Source organism: Natrialba magadii ATCC 43099, from assembly GCF_000025625.1.
Taxonomy (GTDB): Archaea; Halobacteriota; Halobacteria; order Halobacteriales; family Natrialbaceae; genus Natrialba; species Natrialba magadii.
In genome coordinates this window covers 1,815,055-1,831,010 of sequence record NC_013922.1, presented here as the reverse complement: position 1 = coordinate 1,831,010, position 15,956 = coordinate 1,815,055, and the positions used below count along the sequence as shown (strand labels likewise).

Sequence of the window (15,956 nt, the reverse complement as noted above, 5' to 3'; positions counted from 1 at the left end):
GCGACTGGACACAGTCGCCTACGGTTGGGGTTCTTCGGGTTCTGCTTCGCTCTCGCTCTCGCTCGCGGTGGTCTCTCGTTCTGACTCAGACTCAGACTCAGACTCGTCCGTGTCCACGGACTCGGCAGTCGCTCCGTCGCGGATAATCGACTGTATTTGCTCGTGGAAGGACTCGAGTGACTCGGTGTTCTCGACGACGACGTCGGCATGCTCCATTGCGTCGTCCATCCCGAAGCCGCGCTCGCGCTCGTCGCGGGCGGCCAGACCTTCGCCACCGTTCGCTTCGCTCGCATCACGTCCGCGGGCATCGATCCGCTCGGCTCGAACGTCGAAGGGGGCCTCGATACTGACCAGCGTAAACGCCTCGCTAAATCGTTCTTCGAAGACGTCGACCTCGACATCTGAGCGGATCCCGTCGACGAGCACCGTTTCGTGATCCGCAAGTCGGTCCTCGATCATCGGGAGCGAGCGCTCGGCGATGGCTGCCGGCCCGTTCTCCTCGCGTAGCGCCTGTGCGACCGTGCCATGGTCCTTCGTCGGGTCGAGCCCGCGATCTGCGGTCTCCTGGCGGACGACGTCGCCCATCGTCACGACCGGGATTCCATCTTCGCGTGCGACGGTGGCGGCCTCTCCCTTGCCGCTTCCGGGGAGTCCCACCGTTCCGATGACGTGCATCGAGAACTCCTACCGCCGAGACGTGCATAAGAGCTGTGTTCGCCGTCGCGGATTCTGCGTTGTCGAGCGTGGTCGAGCAGGGGGTGAGTGGAGGGGAGGGGGATTCAATCACCGGCCGTTTCACGCGACGAAACGGTGTTAGGACGGGTGTAGGTGGCTAGAACGGATCTTTCAGTTACGGTGTTGCTCTTGTGGAGGTTGTGGCGGTCTTGCGATGACTGGCTGAGCGGTCTGTTCACGAGCATGTTTGCCAAATAGTGGTTACTGATATCTTATTATATACACTAATGTCTGTGTGTGGCAGTTGCAGTGCTGAAACTATGGGTGCGCTTGCAACAGTTCGGCTTCGAAATCTGGGACTTTCGTAATTCGTCTGAATTCTGGGTGACGATTCGAACGAACGCGGGCCATTATCTGGCACCCCCACATCGGGCCAGGTGCCGATATGACAGCACCGAACCTTGACCGACGCCGCTTCACGAAGCTTGCTGGTGTCGGTATGATCGCGGCCGTTGCGGGCTGTATGGACGATGAAGAGGACGACGAACTCGATGACGATGGCGGCGATATCGGAGCGGACGACGACGGGCCGGGTGACGACGATGGTCTGGACGACGAGAACGGAGATGACGATGTAGGTGAAGACGAAGACGAAGACGAAGACGAAGATGAAGATGAAGATGAAGATGAGGACGACGGTGTCGAGAACGGCGACGATGACGAGATGGAAAACGGTGATGACGACGAAGAGGACGGAGTCGGCGACGATGATGCGGAGGACGGAATTGGTGACGACGAAGAGGACGGAATCGGCGATGACGACGATGAGGATGATGAACTAGGCGGTGACGACGATGAAGACGACCCAGACTCCGACACGGACGACGGTGCGTAACCACGACTGACGAACACGGCATATCGCTTTTTCTGTCGCGGCTGCAGTACCAGTCAGTCAAAGGGTATAAATTGGCCTGACGAATACCCACCAGATGGCGACCGTGGGCACGTAGCTCAGTCTGGACAGAGCGTCGGACTTCTATCCTCGTTGCGATTGCGACGGGGGAAGACATCCGATGGTCGTGGGTTCGAATCCCATCGTGCCCGTTTGCTGTTGCGAACACTTCGTGAGCAACAGCAGTACACTGAGATGGGTTCGGATCAGGGAGGAGCTTTGCTCCGACAGTGGTTCGAATCCCATCGTGCCCGTGTTGCTCTTTCACGGAGGGATTTACAGAAGGTACAGGCGAAAGCCCACGGCTTCAGCCGTGTGGAGGATGTCAAAGCATGGCGGAAGACGCAGGGCATCTCACGCCTGGACCGCACGTGTGTTTGTTACTGCAGGGATGGGAGGTGTGCGATGTCGAGCCAGAATGATTTGATGCCAGTGATGGTTTCTGCCAGGGTATGTGGGTCGTCTGGGAGATGGATATATGCGTTTGCGTGATGGGAGTAGGATTCGATGATATCCTCTTCACGGTCGAATTCTGAGAGGATAATGACGGGTATTGCTCTCAACTCTGGCTCATTTTTGAGGTTTCGAAGGAGGTCGTAGCCGTCGACGTCAGGCAGCTGTGGGTTCAACAGTACTAGCTCTGGGGAGGCGGCGTTTGAATAGCTCCCACGCTGGGTGAGGAACTCGAGTGCCTCAGTCCCTGTCTGAACGAGGTGGACGGTGGTGCGTTCTGTTCCCGCGAGCAGTTTCTGGATGTGTTGAGAGTTGTCAGTTGCGTCGATAAGCAGGATATCAACAGACATTATGCTTCCACAATAGGACTCGGAAAGAAGGGGGAGGGGGGAGCGGGAGATGTAGTCCTGGACATTCTGGGTCGTTACTCAGTCGGAGGCTGAACAGCTACTTGCCCGGAGCTCGTGACGGTGACAGTACAGCCGTTATATGTGAACGTGACTGTGCCGTTTTGCGAGGCTGTAATATGGGTGAAGAGGGCGTTTAATGCACTGGGGTCAATTGCATCGTAGGGTGGTGGCTGCATGTCCATTGGAGACTCTCCTTTCGCTGCAGCAACTTCGGTGATGACTCTGGTGCTCACTGGTGGATTGCTTGTGGGTTCTGCGGAGACTGATTCACTCACATAGCCGCTATGCTTTGTTCCGCCATAAGAGGTGTGGAAACATACAGCTGAAATTCAGCACACGCATCTTTGGTTCTGTGAAATTCGAACGTAAACTATGCCGGTGAGATAACTAGTCTTCAAGCAAGTCAGATCCAAAATGGTCGAACGGACGTGTGTACTCTTGTTTAATGATCTCGGAGGTTTCAATCTCGAGGCCAAGCGCATCCAGTTCTTGAACGGACCGTTCTATTTCGTCGAACTCCCTGCTGATCGTCTCGACTCGTATATTGCGAGTGCCGGATAGCATCTCTCGTACGTTCACAACGCCGAACACGTCAAGCGCCTCTTCGGCGAGTTGTGTCTGTTTAGCGACTGGCGCGCTACAAACGAACATGATGTGAAGTGGGAGTTGTGCCTGTTCATAGTTCAAATTTGGATTGTACCCCTCGATAACACCTTCATCTTCGAGTTGGTTGATACGGTTCCCGACTGTGCTGGCTGACACATCCACCTCTGCAGCTATTTCGGTCGTTGTGTTATTCCGCGCATCTTTCTGGAGAAAATGAATGATAGCTTTGTCTACCTCATCTAGCTGGTAGGAACTCATGGACGGAGTAGTCGGTACCACCTTCAATGACTGTTGGCACTACATTTGCTGGCAAGAGTCTCTCTCTGATGGTAATTCGATCGTGGGACACACATTCACTCGAGTGAAGGCCGGTATCCAGATCCACGCGTGAGTTTTCACGCAGTGAATCGAGCGGCAAGACACAGGTCTGTCTGGAGTGAGCCATCGACAATGACGGCCGATTCTACGAGACGACAATTCGTTTGTGTCTCCAGTGGCGTTCTCGCGCTGAGTCTTGCAGGCTACATCGCGAGGGCTCAAGACTCCCATTCGAGCACGTAACAGCAGGGAGCTGACGCGGTCGACGAATTGGTTGCGTCGGGGCCACACGGGACGGGGCCGATCGACGACCGGTCGACCGCAACCGTTGTCGACGAACGTGAGGGGGAACGTCCGAGCAGATGGTGACGTCGTGATCGCCGCCGACGGTGGCCTCGACGGAAACCTTCGCGCCGACGGCGCAGTGGTTCTCGAGAGCGGTGCTGACGTCGACGGAAACGTCACTGTCGCTACCCACGTGATGCTCGACAGTGCCACCGAGATCGACGGCAATCTCGAGGCGGGAGGTGACGTGTTACTCGATGGAGATGCACACGTCGACGGTAATCTCGAGGCAAGCCGATACGTTGTGCTCGTCGAGGGGGCGAGCGTCGATGGGAATCTCACCGCGGGCGATGCCGTTCACCTCGGGGTAAACACCGACGTCGACGGAAACGTCACTGCTTCCAGCGTGCAACTCGACTCGAGTGCCACCGTCGCCGGAAACGGTACTGGAGATGCGACGAGAATTGACTGATAGGTCCGTTGTCGTTCGGTACCGATGATCGCCACCTCATCGGAGCGAGCACTGGTGAGTCGCTATACCGTTCCGTATGAGAACGGCGAGTGATATGAGTAGGGAGAGTGGTTGGGAGGGTCGAACGGAGTGCCATGAGTGGGGTAGGTGACAGAATGGAACGGAGTGACGTGCGCCGACAGAGTCGAAAGGAACGTCCCTCACGCGGGCAAAGAGACGGCTATGATTGCGATTTTCTCGGACACACACAGCGAGAGCGGTCACGAACTGACTGGCGAAGCGCTGACCGCAGCGCGTGAGGCGGACACTGTCATCCACGCCGGTGACTTCACGAGTACGGCCGCACTCGAGTCGTTTCAGGCTGTGTGTAACACCCTCTTTGCCGTGCACGGCAACGCAGACAGCGCCGCGGTTCGTGACCGACTCCCGACGGCGCGCGTCGTCGAGGCAGGCGGCGTCCGGTTCGCCGTCACCCACCGCCGCGACGGCGGCGAAATGGGGCTCACGATGTTCGGTCGGTCGCGAGATGCCGACGTCGTCGTTTCGGGACACACCCACCGACCGACGGTAATCGACACCGAGGACTGTCTGCTGCTCAATCCCGGCAGTCACGCCCAGCCACGCGGAAATCGGCCGGGGTTCGTCGTTCTCGAGGAGCGTGCCGACGAGAACGTGAGTCTCACCGGGGAACTGCGCCAGCCAGACGGAACGGTACTCGAGTCAATCGTCGTCTCGGCGTGATTCTGCCCGCGGCTACAGCGATGCACGTTCGCCTCGAATTGCTGGTTGCGTAACGCCGGAAGATGGTGTGGTGTTACGGTGGGATAGCGGAGTGAGTGGACGGATCGGACGCAAACCCGACGTGGATCGACGAACAGACACAGGGAGGACAGCAGTTGCGCCAGCGGGTGTGGCGAGCGGTTGATGGGGGGATGTCGATGAGGGGGGAGGGGGAGGGGGTGGCGGGCAGCGAGGGACCAGGCGGGGAGCGGGCGAGATGTGGGCGGGGCAACCGGTGGTCGGGGGATGATCGGATCGTCCTCGAGTGCACGACGCCGAACCGTTGGCGGCGTGATCGAGGCGCATGTACACCAATGGTCGGTAGTTAGTTATAGGCAGCGTAAGGTGAAAAAGCGGTTTTAGTGACAGACAAGATCGCCTCACAGTGGTGCTGATCGGCCGCTGAGCTGTGGCTGAAGGGTTCAGTGTCGAGTACACCGTGGAGGACGGCGAACGAGAGCCCCATCGCCGAAAGCTATATTTGAGACGCGAATCGTTGACCCTAGAACCGGAAGTGTACTTCCGGGATTTGATGACCGAGCCAGAACGACCATCCGACACGTCGGCGGCGGAGTTACTCGCAACCGAGCACGAACAGTACCAGGAGCAAACACCAGGTTCAGCGGCGCTTGCCGAGGATCTGGGGGAACTGGTCCCCGCAGGCGTTTGCAGCACGTACCGTGCGTACGATCCGTATCCCGTACACGCCGAGCGGGCGACGGGGACGACGATTCACGACGTGGACGGGAACGAGTACCTGGATTTCGCACTGAACAACGGAACCCAGCTCGTCGGGCACACGCATCCGACGCTGTCCGAAGCGACGAAAGAGCAGATCGACGACGGGACGCTGTACACGCGACCGAGTGACCTCATCGAGTTCGCAGCGCAGCCGCTACTCGACCGCTGGGAGGCGATCGAACAGGTCCGGTTCACGAACAGCGGCACCGAATCGGTGATGCACTCGATGCGCCTCGCGCGGGCAGCGACCGGCCGTGAGAAGATCATCCGGATGGAAGGCGCGTACCACGGCGCACACGATCCAGCCCTCGTGAGCAAGATGCCGCCACTCGACGAGGCCGGACCGGCCGACGATCCAACGCCGATCAGGGAGTCCCGTGGAATCCCGGAGTCTGTCCCAGAGAACATCCTCCTGGCACAGTACAACGACGCAGCGAGCGTCGAGCGACTGCTTCGCGCCCACGAGGACGAGGTTGCGGGCATTCTCGTCGAACCGGCCTGCTTCAATCTCGGCGTCGTCGAACCGGAAGATGGTTTCCTCCATCGGCTGCGCGAACTGGCCGACGAGTTCGGTGCCGTCCTGATTTTCGACGAAGTCAAGACCGGCGCGAAGATCGCACCCGGCGGCGGGGCCGAGTACTACGGCGTCCAGCCGGATCTGGTCGCGCTCGCGAAGGCGATCGGCGGCGGCTATCCCGTCGGCGCGTTCGGTGGCAAGCGAGAACTCATGGAACTGGTCGCGGCTGATCTCGAGAAGGGCGTCGCGACCGGTGCGGCACACTACGGCACCTACAACGGGAACCCGCTCTCGCTGCGCGCGGTCGGTGTCACGCTGCGGGAAATACTCACGGACGACGCGTACGACCACGTCACCGAGCTCTCCGAACGCCTGGCGGACGGCTATCGCGATGTGATGGCCGACGCCGATATCGATGGCTACGTCGTCACTGTCGGATCACAGGGAATGGTGTACTTCACGGACGAGCGCGTGCGAACGTTCCGCGACTGGGAACACGTCGACGAGGAACTCCACGAAGCCTACTGGTTCGGGATGCTCAACCGCGGTGTCATCCCACACCCCCACGACGCCTCTCAGCAGTGGACCATCAGCGTCCAGCACACGACCGACGAGATCGATGCACACATCGACTCCTTCGCGGATCTCGCCACGCATTTATCCGCCGCACAGTAGGTATCGAACGATGACGAGCGATCCGGATCGACGAACGTACGACATCCTCCGTTTGCTCGCGGCTCACGAACCGATCGGGAGCGTTCACCTGACCGACCATCTCCGCGAGCGCGGCTATTCGATCACGGAGCGAACGGTCCGGCTCACGCTCGCCGACCTCGATGAGAGCGGATTAACTGAGAAAGCAGGTGGAAAAGGAAGGCGGCTGACAGTTGCCGGCCGCGCAGAGCTCGATCGCGGCGGCGTCAGTGGCCGTGTCGAACAGGTCCGCGAGCGACTCGCAGACCTGACAAGTCACGTGACGTACAACCCAGAGACCGACGACGGAGACGTCGTCGTCGGTACCGTTACCGTACCGGCGACGAACCGGTCAGACGTCGAGTCGATTATCGCAGCGATCGACGACTCACCGCTGGGACCAGCCGCGACAGCACTCGAGTCGGTCGAGCGCGACGGCGAGGAGTTCCTCGAGATCGCCGCGCCCTCGAGTGTAACGATCGATGGCGTGTTGCTCAACGAGGGGATCGACACGGATCTCGAGACGACCGGTGTCGTCGAGTATCACGCGGATCCGGAGAGCGTCCCCTATGACGATCCGGAGCCGGCCGCCCACGGCGGTGCGATCAGGCGGTTCACCGACGTGATCGGAGACGAGCGAGCGACTGTCGACATGGTATCGCTGCTGATCGAGGCACGTCGTACGACGGTCGGCTCGGCGCTTGCGGGCGAGCCAGGGCTTCTGGTCGCCGACAATCGTGAGTTTCCGCTCGCAAAGTACGACCGCGCACACGAGCTCGCAGTCGCCACTCGCCGCCAACTCGGCGGTGTGATCGACGTGCGGCGGCCGCGCGAACCCGGCCCGTTCCCGTGGGATGAACCGGGCTGGGCGTTCGCCTCGCTGACGTGTGTCGGTCTCTCTGAGTGCCTCATCGCCCGTTGCGTCGAGGAGGGAATCGCGACGGAGTGGGAAACGCTGGCACGGGTTCACGATCGAGCAGACTTACAATAGACTGACGTTTTCCGTCTACTCTCGAATGAAGTTGGACTACACAGTATCGAATCGCCTCGTCAGCTGGGAAGTCAGTTAAAATAACACGGGCCAGTGGGCAACAGTGTCGCTTAGAGACACGTCAGCACGGCCTGTGGGAAGCTTTATGTAGGGATAGCAAGGATACGTGGAGTAGGTGGCAATTGTATGCCAGCAAAAAACACGCACGGGAGACGGACGTTCCTTCGATCGACGGCGGCAGCGGGGAGTGTCGCCGCCCTCGGGGGGCTCGCAGGCTGTACAGGAATGCTCGACGGTGGGGACGACACGCTGACCGTTGCGGTCTACGGCGGTGTGTTCCAGGACGTTATGGACGAGGACCTCTTTGCTCCGTTCGAAGAGGAAACCGACATCAGCGTCGAGTCAGAGGCACAACCAACATCCGAGGAAGCGCTCACGCAGTACGAGAACGCCGTTGGTGCCGGCGATGCGCCAGTCGACGTCGCGATCATGGCACAGACCGGTGTCCTTCAGGGACTAAACTCCGATCTGTGGCACATCTGGGACGACGACGAGTTCGAGAATCTCGAGTACATCAGCGACGATCTCGTCGGTGAGGCCGACGGCGGCATCTCGAGTATCGGTGCGCTGTCGTGGTACATCAACCTCGTCCAGAATACGGACGTCATCGAGGAGCCAATCGATTCCTGGGAGGCGCTCTGGGACGACGAGTACGAAGATACGCTCGGCCTGCTCGGCTACGCGTCGAACTCGTTCCTGCTCGAGGTCACCGCAGAAGTGCACTTCGACGGCCAGGACATTCTCGACGACCGCGACGGCGTCGAGGAAGTGTTCGAGGAACTCGAGGGCGTCACGGATCAGGCGAACTTCTGGTACGAGAACGAAGCGGAGTTCCAGCAGCGTCTCCGAGACGGCGAAGTGCCGGCCGGCATGCTCTACAGTGACATTACGCGAGTCATGCAGGACGACGGCGCGCCAGTTCAGTCGAACTTCGTCCAGGAAGGATCGATTCTCGACTCCGGGCTCTGGGTCACACTCGAGACGTCCGACCTCAAGGAGGAGGCGCGCGAGTTCATCGACTACGCGAGTCAGCCCTCGGTGCAGGACGAACTCGCACAGGGACTGTACACGAGTCCGACGGTCGAACGTGAGTACTCCGAGATCGACGACGACTTCTACGAGGAGGTCGCCGGACCAGGACCGGACGAAGCGATCACGCCCAAGTACGAACTCTACGTCGAGGAAGAGGACTGGGTTAGTGAGCGCTGGGAACAGTTCATCATCGGCTAAGCCAATCGAAACAGATCTAATTGTTTATGAGTGGAATTTCACTTGCAGGAGTACAGAAGCGGTATCCGGGCGGCGTTCTCGCAGTCAAAGGTGTCGATATCGACATCGAGAGCGGCGAGTTCGTGACACTCGTCGGCCCGTCTGGCTGTGGCAAGACGACGACCCTCCGAACGATCGCCGGGTTCGAGACGCCAACTGACGGGAGTGTCCACATCGACGGGAACGAGGTCACCGACGCACCCCCGTACGAGCGTGACACCGGGATGGTCTTCCAGGACTTCGCGCTGTTCCCGCACATGACCATTCACGAGAATATCGCCTACGGGATGGAAGCTGACGGTGACTACACCACCGAGGAGATCGACGCCCGCGTCGAGGAAATGCTCGACCTCGTCGAATTGCCGGGCGTCGGCGACCGGATGCCGGACCAGCTTTCCGGCGGGCAACAGCAGCGAATCGCGCTCGCACGTGCGCTCGCACCGCAACCGAAGGCGCTGTTGCTCGACGAACCGCTCGCGAGCCTCGACAAGCAACTGCGCGAGCAGATGCAGGTCGAACTGCGCCGCATTCAACAGGAGATTGGCATCACAACCGTCTTCGTCACGCACAATCAGGAGGAGGCGCTGACGATGTCGGACCGGCTGGCCGTGATGAACGACGGTCAGTTCGAACAGGTTGGCCCACCGGAAGAGGTGTACAACGACCCTGATTCCCGCTTCGTTGCGGACTTCCTCGGGACGGCGAACATCTTCGACGGTACCGTCTCGGCGGTCGAGAACGGCTACGCGCTGGTCGACTGTGGCGACGTCTCCTTGCAGGCGGCGGCACAGAACGGCGTCTCGGCTGGCGACGATACCTCGGTTGTCATCCGTCCGGAGCGGTTCCGGTTCGAGGACAGTGCCGCCAGCAACGCCGGTGTGGCCAGCGCAGACGGTGGCACGAACGCCGGCGGAACGACCGTCTTTGAGGGCGAAATAACCTTCAAACGACATCTCGGCAGTAGTGTCGAATTCCATCTCGAAACCGACAGCGGTCGCGAAATCACCGTTGTTCGGCGAAGCGGGATGGACAAACGAGGCCCCGGAGACCGAGTGGCGGTTTCCGTCGCGGCCGACGACTGCCGACTCGTGGAGGCATAGATGGGTTCCGATACCGATACCGATACCGATACCGATACCGATACCGACACTGGCGCTGACACTGACGCTACCGCTACCGCTGGCACCAGCCCCGAACTCGCGCCAGACGGCGGAACAGTGACCAGTAGCGACGCCGAAAGCGGAGGCGACTCCGGGCGTGCAGGATTGAAAGCCAGAGCAAAGTGGTACGCGCTGTCGTATCCGATGTTTTGGCTCGTCGCGATCTTCTTCATCCCGCTGTGTCTGCTGTTCGTCTTCAGCTTCTGGGTGAACATCCCCGGCGGACAGTACGAATTCGGCTTCACGTTCGAGAACTACTTCCGCTTCGTCAGTGCCGACTTCACGTCGTCCTGGCCGTTCATCGAGCCCGGGCTCTACCTCAGCCAGACGTGGCTGACGATCGAACTGGCACTCGTGACAGCCATCTTCTCGCTGCTGCTTGGCTATCCGATCGCGTACTATCTCGCGCGAATGGATCGACCGTGGCTGCGAAGCCTGCTGCTCATTACGATCATCTCGTCGCTGTGGGTGACGTACGTCATCCGCGCGTACGCCTGGCAGGTTATTCTGGCCTCCGGCGGTGTCCTGAGTTCGATCGGTGTCGCAACCGGGATCCTCTCCGAGCCACAGTCGTTCTACCCGGGCTACTGGGGACTGGTCGTCGGCATGGTCTACGTCTTCCTGCCGTTCATGATCCTCACGCTCTACAGCAGCATCCGGAACATCGACGGCGAACTACTCGAGGCGTCGAAGAACCTCGGTGCGGGCTCAGCGAAGACGTTCCGTCGCGTGACGCTCCCCCTCTCGAAGAACGGGATCACGAGCGGGATGGCGCTCGTCTTCATCCTCGCACTGGGTTCGTACGTGCTCCCACGACTGCTCGGTAGCTCCGCCGAACGGACGCTGCCGGTGCTGATCGAACAGCAGATCATGAGCGAGAGTAACTACCCGTTCGCCGCCGCGATGAGTATCGGCCTGATCCTCGTCGTGATCGTGTTCCTCTGGGCGCTCATCCGCCTGACGAACGTCACCGCGGGAAGCCTCGGTGGGAGCGAAGAGGTCGCGACCGACGGCGGCTCTCAGCAGACCGGCTCGACGGGAACCAGCCCGCTCGCGAAGGTTCGCGGCGGCTTTGGGAACGCCGCGTCCGCGATCGGACTCACTGCCGCCGCCGCTCGGCTTGGCGCAGTGATCGACGCTGCCGTCACCCGCATCGACGCGAAAACCCGCGAGTCGGTGATCTGGGTAACGTTCCGTGTGTACGTCGCAGCTGCGATGGCGTTTATCGCCGTCCCGCTCGCGATCATCATCGCCGTTTCGTTCACTCCTGAACAGTTCCTGACGTTCCCACCGGGTGGGTTCTCCTTGCAGTGGTACGTCGAGTTCTTCACGAGTGAATCGTGGATGGTGGCCTTGGTCAACAGCTTCGCCATCGCAGGGGCCGCAGCGCTTCTGAGTACGACGATCGGTGGCGGACTCGCGTTCGCTCTCGACCGATTCGACTACAAGTGGAGCTCCATCTACGGAACGTTCGGCGTGCTACCGATCCTCGTGCCGCCGGTGATCATCGGGGTCGCGTTCCTGGTGTTCTTCCTCGAACTCGGCATCGCCGGCTCGCGGACGAGTATCATCGTCGCACACGGGATCTTCTACGCGCCGTTCCCGTTCATCCTGATCTCACAGGGGTTAGACGAGATCGACCGGACCTACGAGGAGGCCGCGATGAACCTCGGCGCGTCGTCGCTGCGAACGCTACGGACCATCACGTACCCGCTGATCCGGGCGAACGTGATCTCGGGTGCGCTGTTCGCGTTCATCCTCTCGTTGAACGAGTACATCATCGCGTGGCTGCTGTCGCTGTTCCTCGTCAACACCATTCCAATCGAGATCTTCAACTCGCTTCGGTACGGCTACTCGCCGACTATCGCGGCCGCCAGTGTAGTCTTCATCGCCCTCACTGTTGTCGTGATGACGGCGATTGACCGATTCTCCGGAGGGATCTGGGAGTAATGACGGATGCGAGTTCGGGTTCGGATTCGGACTCGAGTATCCGGCCTGAGGCGGCCGCGGACGCACCGGCGGCCGCCACCGACGCGCGGATCGCCGTCGCACAGACGACACCCGCGTTCGGCGAAATCGAGCGCAACCGCGAGCACACAGTCGAACTCGTCCGTGAGCACGCGGACGCCGATCTGCTCGTCCTTCCCGAACTCGCAACCTCGGGCTACGTCTTCGAATCAGAATCCGAACTCGCTACGATGGCCGAACCGCGTGATGGCGCAACCGCCGACGCGTGGGCTGACGTTGCGGCTGAGACGGACACATGGATCGTCGGTGGCTTTCCTGAAGCCGCAGACGTAGACACAGACACAACCGACGCAAACAGTCGATACTACAACAGCGCCCTCGTCGTCTCGCCGAACGGCGTCGAGGCCGTCTACCGAAAGCTCCACCTCTGGAACGAGGAACATCGCTGGTTCACTGCCGGAGACGAGCTACCGGTCGTTGGCACGCCGTTTGGCCGACTCGGCGTCCAGATCTGCAATGATCTCTGGTTTCCTGAACTGACGGTGACACAGGCGAAAGCGGGTGTCGACCTCGTCGCCGTCCCGACCAACTGGGTACCCGGTCCCGCAGACGGAACCCGACCCGGTGGCTGGACAATTGGCGCACATCAGGCGCTCGCCCACGCGAACGCGAACCGCGTCTTCGTGGCCTGTGCAGACCGTGCAGGCACAGAACGCGGCGTCACGTTCGAAGGCCAGAGCGTTATCCTCGACCCGAACGGGCTCCCGCTCGCCGGCCCGGCACCAGTCGACGGCGAGCACGCGCTCACGACGGCGTGTGATCTCACTCGAGCGCGCAACAAGGAGCTCACACCGTACGACGACGCACTCGCATCGCGTCGTCCCGAGCACTACGATTGCTAACACTCGATCGCGGCGACACCCACGACCACTCAGAGGCACCCCGTGTCGCCGTGGTGATCACGTATGCACTCGAGTACCGAGTCTCAAGTACCGAGTACCGGGTCTCAAGTACCGAGTACCGGGTCTCGAGTGCTGACTCCCGGGTCTCCAGTATGTGAGTGTAATCACGCACAGCCAGAGGCAGGACTGTGAACGGATTCGAGCAGCGCTGAACCGGCTGGTCGCGAAAAAACAGCGCCGTCTCAATCGTCGAGCGGTGCTGGAACCACTGTCTCGACAGACTCGAACATGCTCCGTTCGGCCGTGCCGTACAGCGTATCCCACTCGGTTGTGACGTCGTACTCACTCAGCGCTGAGAGCAGCAGTTCACCGACACCGACGTAGGTCAACGAGCCAAAGGCCCATGCGGAACTGCCGTTCGGAAGCTTATCCTGCTCGCGAGGCCGCTGAAAGTCGAGCACGCCGCCGATTGCGTCCCGGCTCGCGACAGCGAGGTCACGTGCCTCCTCGTACCGGTTAATCGGGAACTGTCGACCGTCGCCGACCAGCAGACCGGACCCCTCTCCCTCGAGAACGCTCCGAACGTCGGTACGCCCCGACTCGATCAACAGCGAAATGACGTCGATCGACGACCCCTCGCCGTTGATGACGTCCACGTAGCGGACGATTCGGCCGCCGCTCTGGATGTCGAGGCGGGGGTCCTCGTTTTTGTTTGCACTCGCCCTTTCGCTCTCGCCAGCACCATCTCCAATAGCGTCACCCTCACCAGCAGCAGCGCTATCCCCACCCAAACGCTCCGACACCGCTACCGGCTCGTACTCGAGTAACCCCGCCGTCGCAAGATCGGCGTTGACGCCGTGGGCCAGCAAAACGCCGTCGAGGGTAATGCTCGAGGGGACGAGCAGACGAACGTCGCCGGGCTCGCTCTCGGCGCTGTCCTCGAGTGCAATCGGGATCGGGCCGAGTGGGAGGGACTCGAGTGAGGCGACGAGGTCGAGTGCCTCGTCGACGGCGTCCTCGTCGAGGTAGGCGGCAGAGGTAACGAGCGCGCCAGTGTCCTCGAGCGGGTCGTAGCTGACGCGGCTGGTGAGGGCGGCGATGCGGGCGCGGATCTGTTCGAGGCGGCTGCTGACGTCGCCCTGCTCGAGTTCGTCGCGGCCGCGCTGTGTCAGACGGCGACCCTGCCCGGGGACTTTCGCCGTGAGCCCGAGTTCGTCGAGTTCGGACAGTGTGAGCCGGATTGTTCGGTCTTTGATGTCGTAGCCGTGGAGCTGCATGAGTTCGACGAGTTGGATGCTGCCGATCGGGCTGTGGCGGTCGACGAGTCGAAGGAGGTCGTACGTCCGTCTATCGAGCTCCGGTGCCATTCAGAGAGATAGTGGATGAGGGAGACCACCAAGCTTTGGGTTTGGGTCTGGGTTGTGTTTCGAACAGATGCTGGCGTCGAACAAACGCCAGTTCGGGTAGCAACAGTCCGTACGTGTTCGGAACCGGGTGGGTTGGGAGGGGAGTCCTCCGCACGCGGTGCGTAACCTTATTAGTGCTGTCGCGAAACGAATAGGGTGGCAACTAGTTGCCGGGATGTATTAGAATGACACTCGATCTCTCGCAAGTGCGAGCAGTCGGAACAGTGACAGGGGACGCTTCGCAATCGACCGCGCTAGCTTGCAGTCAGCAAGGCGAGGTGAGTACCTGATGAGCGATCAGCACCCTGCAGCTGCGTTCCGAGAGTCAGTCGAGGGGGCGAACGTGGAACTCGCGTACGCCGGTGCAAAGACCTTTTTGAAGGGGGAGATGCGGGATGTCGGTGCTGTCTCCGACGTCGACGCGGCAACGTTTGGCGTCCCCTACGACGGTGCGGTTTCGAACCGACCGGGTGCACGCTACGGCCCCCAGGCGATCCGCCGCGCGAGCGGTTGGTGGGCGTATCTCTCTGACTACAAGGGCGGACTGACGAACATGCAGACGGGAAAGCAGGTGAACTTCGACGATCTCACCGTCGCTGACTGTGGCGATGCGCCGATCTTCCCGATGGACAGCGAGACGACTGCTGAAAGTATCACCGCGCACATGGCGACCGTCGCATCGCAGACCTTTCCGGTCATGCTCGGCGGCGACCACTACTGTACGTTCCCAGCCCTCCGAGGCTTCGCGGAGGGGGCTGGACACGACACCGTCGGCTTCGTCCAGATCGACGCCCACACCGACACCACCTCCGAGAGTCCAGTCTTCGGCACGGACTTCCACGGCTCGAGTACGTCACTGATCGCGAACTCCGAGTACACCGATTACGAGAACGTCAGCCAGGTCGGCATCCGCGGCTACGAATCTCCTGAATTCTTCGAGTTCGCCGAGGAGACCGGACTCAACCTCTACACGATGCGCGATGTCGAAGACCAAGGCATCACGTCAGCCGTGGCCGACGCGGTCGCCGCCGCGGCCGAGGGAACCGACGCAGTCTACGTCTCCTTCGATATCGATGCCGTCGATCCGAGTGTTGCGCCGGGAACCGGCACTCCTGTGCCAGGCGGGCTGACGCCACACCAGGCACTCAAAACGATGGAAGTACTCGGTGAGACCGACGACGTCGGCGCGGTCGACATGATGGAGGTCGCACCCCGGTACGACTCCGACGAAGGCACCCAGCGACTCGCCGCGTACCTGCTCGTAACGCTACTCGAGCGCAAGTTCGCTGAATAAGACA

Annotated in this window: 15 protein-coding genes and 1 tRNA gene; 11 read left to right on the top strand and 5 right to left on the bottom strand. The window is 60.8% G+C overall.

Features of this window, described 5'->3' with window-relative positions; translation table 11 throughout:
• Window positions 1-18: 18 nt before the first annotated feature.
• The gene (locus tag NMAG_RS08640) at window positions 19-675 is read right to left on the bottom strand and encodes an AAA family ATPase (RefSeq protein WP_004267641.1); all 657 of its coding nucleotides are present in this window, start codon (window positions 673-675) and stop codon (window positions 19-21) included.
• Window positions 676-1,120: 445 nt separating this feature from the next.
• On the opposite strand from NMAG_RS08640, the gene NMAG_RS08635 reads away from it, so the two are divergent.
• Together NMAG_RS08635 and NMAG_RS08630 are read left to right on the top strand one after the other, a co-directional pair.
• Window positions 1,121-1,570 carry a hypothetical protein gene (locus NMAG_RS08635; RefSeq protein WP_004267642.1) on the top strand — a complete coding sequence of 150 codons (450 nt, stop codon included), beginning with the start codon at window positions 1,121-1,123 and terminating at the stop codon, window positions 1,568-1,570.
• Between the two features lie 105 nt (window positions 1,571-1,675).
• A tRNA-Arg gene (locus NMAG_RS08630) sits at window positions 1,676-1,779 on the top strand.
• A 228-nt stretch (window positions 1,780-2,007) separates the two neighbouring features.
• Here the strand turns inward: NMAG_RS08630 and NMAG_RS08625 are convergent.
• The 3 genes from NMAG_RS08625 to NMAG_RS08620 form a co-directional block, all read right to left on the bottom strand.
• The gene (locus tag NMAG_RS08625; protein ID WP_004267643.1) at window positions 2,008-2,430 is read right to left on the bottom strand and encodes a response regulator; all 423 of its coding nucleotides are present in this window, start codon (window positions 2,428-2,430) and stop codon (window positions 2,008-2,010) included.
• 74 nt (window positions 2,431-2,504) lie between these two features.
• Window positions 2,505-2,723 carry a HalOD1 output domain-containing protein gene (locus tag NMAG_RS22760; RefSeq protein ID WP_394296889.1) on the bottom strand — a complete coding sequence of 73 codons (219 nt, stop codon included), beginning with the start codon at window positions 2,721-2,723 and terminating at the stop codon, window positions 2,505-2,507.
• A gap of 154 nt (window positions 2,724-2,877) precedes the next feature.
• Entirely contained in the window at window positions 2,878-3,354 is a 477-nt protein-coding gene (locus NMAG_RS08620) for an Lrp/AsnC family transcriptional regulator (protein ID WP_004267644.1), read from the bottom strand.
• 400 nt (window positions 3,355-3,754) lie between these two features.
• On the opposite strand from NMAG_RS08620, the gene NMAG_RS08615 reads away from it, so the two are divergent.
• The 8 genes from NMAG_RS08615 to NMAG_RS08580 all read left to right on the top strand — a co-directional run bounded on the left by NMAG_RS08615 (window position 3,755) and on the right by NMAG_RS08580 (window position 13,252).
• Window positions 3,755-4,171: a bactofilin family protein gene (locus NMAG_RS08615; protein ID WP_012996575.1), complete on the top strand. Its 417-nt coding sequence runs from the start codon at window positions 3,755-3,757 to the stop codon at window positions 4,169-4,171.
• Window positions 4,172-4,393: 222 nt separating this feature from the next.
• Window positions 4,394-4,912, top strand: a complete 519-nt coding sequence (locus tag NMAG_RS08610; protein WP_004267646.1) for a metallophosphoesterase — start codon at window positions 4,394-4,396, stop codon at window positions 4,910-4,912.
• A 571-nt stretch (window positions 4,913-5,483) separates the two neighbouring features.
• Complete coding sequence (locus NMAG_RS08605) at window positions 5,484-6,884, top strand: aspartate aminotransferase family protein (protein WP_004267647.1); 1,401 nt, start codon at window positions 5,484-5,486, stop codon at window positions 6,882-6,884.
• Between the two features lie 10 nt (window positions 6,885-6,894).
• Window positions 6,895-7,893: a DUF128 domain-containing protein gene (locus NMAG_RS08600; RefSeq protein WP_004267648.1), complete on the top strand. Its 999-nt coding sequence runs from the start codon at window positions 6,895-6,897 to the stop codon at window positions 7,891-7,893.
• Window positions 7,894-8,079: 186 nt separating this feature from the next.
• Complete coding sequence (locus tag NMAG_RS08595; protein WP_012996573.1) at window positions 8,080-9,183, top strand: ABC transporter substrate-binding protein; 1,104 nt, start codon at window positions 8,080-8,082, stop codon at window positions 9,181-9,183.
• A 26-nt stretch (window positions 9,184-9,209) separates the two neighbouring features.
• Entirely contained in the window at window positions 9,210-10,322 is a 1,113-nt protein-coding gene (locus NMAG_RS08590; protein WP_004267650.1) for an ABC transporter ATP-binding protein, read from the top strand.
• On the top strand, window positions 10,323-12,332 hold the full coding sequence (locus tag NMAG_RS08585; protein ID WP_004267651.1) for an ABC transporter permease subunit: 2,010 nt from the start codon (window positions 10,323-10,325) through the stop codon (window positions 12,330-12,332).
• On the top strand, window positions 12,332-13,252 hold the full coding sequence (locus NMAG_RS08580) for a nitrilase family protein (RefSeq protein WP_004267652.1): 921 nt from the start codon (window positions 12,332-12,334) through the stop codon (window positions 13,250-13,252). The genes NMAG_RS08585 and NMAG_RS08580 overlap by 1 nt, the downstream gene beginning before the upstream one ends.
• A gap of 242 nt (window positions 13,253-13,494) precedes the next feature.
• On the opposite strand, the gene NMAG_RS08575 is transcribed toward NMAG_RS08580, so the two are convergent.
• A complete protein-coding gene (locus NMAG_RS08575; RefSeq protein WP_004267653.1) occupies window positions 13,495-14,619 on the bottom strand; it encodes a DUF128 domain-containing protein in 1,125 nt (374 codons plus the stop codon).
• Window positions 14,620-14,947: 328 nt separating this feature from the next.
• Here NMAG_RS08575 and speB point away from each other — a divergent pair, with 328 nt between their 5' ends.
• Window positions 14,948-15,952 (top strand): agmatinase, encoded by a 1,005-nt coding sequence (gene speB, locus NMAG_RS08570; protein ID WP_004267654.1) that lies wholly within the window; start codon window positions 14,948-14,950, stop codon window positions 15,950-15,952.
• The last annotated feature ends 4 nt before the right edge of the window (window positions 15,953-15,956 follow it).

What these genes read in the sequence shown, in the direction of transcription:
- NMAG_RS08640 (WP_004267641.1), bottom strand. Translation starts at nt 675, where the DNA reads ATGCACGTCATCGGAACGGTGGGACTCCCCGGAAGCGGCAAGGGAGAG.
- NMAG_RS08635 (WP_004267642.1), top strand. Translation starts at nt 1,121, where the DNA reads ATGACAGCACCGAACCTTGACCGACGCCGCTTCACGAAGCTTGCTGGT.
- NMAG_RS08625 (WP_004267643.1), bottom strand. Translation starts at nt 2,430, where the DNA reads ATGTCTGTTGATATCCTGCTTATCGACGCAACTGACAACTCTCAACAC.
- NMAG_RS08620 (WP_004267644.1), bottom strand. Translation starts at nt 3,354, where the DNA reads ATGAGTTCCTACCAGCTAGATGAGGTAGACAAAGCTATCATTCATTTT.
- NMAG_RS08610 (WP_004267646.1), top strand. Translation starts at nt 4,394, where the DNA reads ATGATTGCGATTTTCTCGGACACACACAGCGAGAGCGGTCACGAACTG.
- NMAG_RS08605 (WP_004267647.1), top strand. Translation starts at nt 5,484, where the DNA reads ATGACCGAGCCAGAACGACCATCCGACACGTCGGCGGCGGAGTTACTC.
- NMAG_RS08600 (WP_004267648.1), top strand. Translation starts at nt 6,895, where the DNA reads ATGACGAGCGATCCGGATCGACGAACGTACGACATCCTCCGTTTGCTC.
- NMAG_RS08595 (WP_012996573.1), top strand. Translation starts at nt 8,080, where the DNA reads ATGCCAGCAAAAAACACGCACGGGAGACGGACGTTCCTTCGATCGACG.
- NMAG_RS08590 (WP_004267650.1), top strand. Translation starts at nt 9,210, where the DNA reads ATGAGTGGAATTTCACTTGCAGGAGTACAGAAGCGGTATCCGGGCGGC.
- NMAG_RS08585 (WP_004267651.1), top strand. Translation starts at nt 10,323, where the DNA reads ATGGGTTCCGATACCGATACCGATACCGATACCGATACCGATACCGAC.
- NMAG_RS08580 (WP_004267652.1), top strand. Translation starts at nt 12,332, where the DNA reads ATGACGGATGCGAGTTCGGGTTCGGATTCGGACTCGAGTATCCGGCCT.
- NMAG_RS08575 (WP_004267653.1), bottom strand. Translation starts at nt 14,619, where the DNA reads ATGGCACCGGAGCTCGATAGACGGACGTACGACCTCCTTCGACTCGTC.
- speB (WP_004267654.1), top strand. Translation starts at nt 14,948, where the DNA reads ATGAGCGATCAGCACCCTGCAGCTGCGTTCCGAGAGTCAGTCGAGGGG.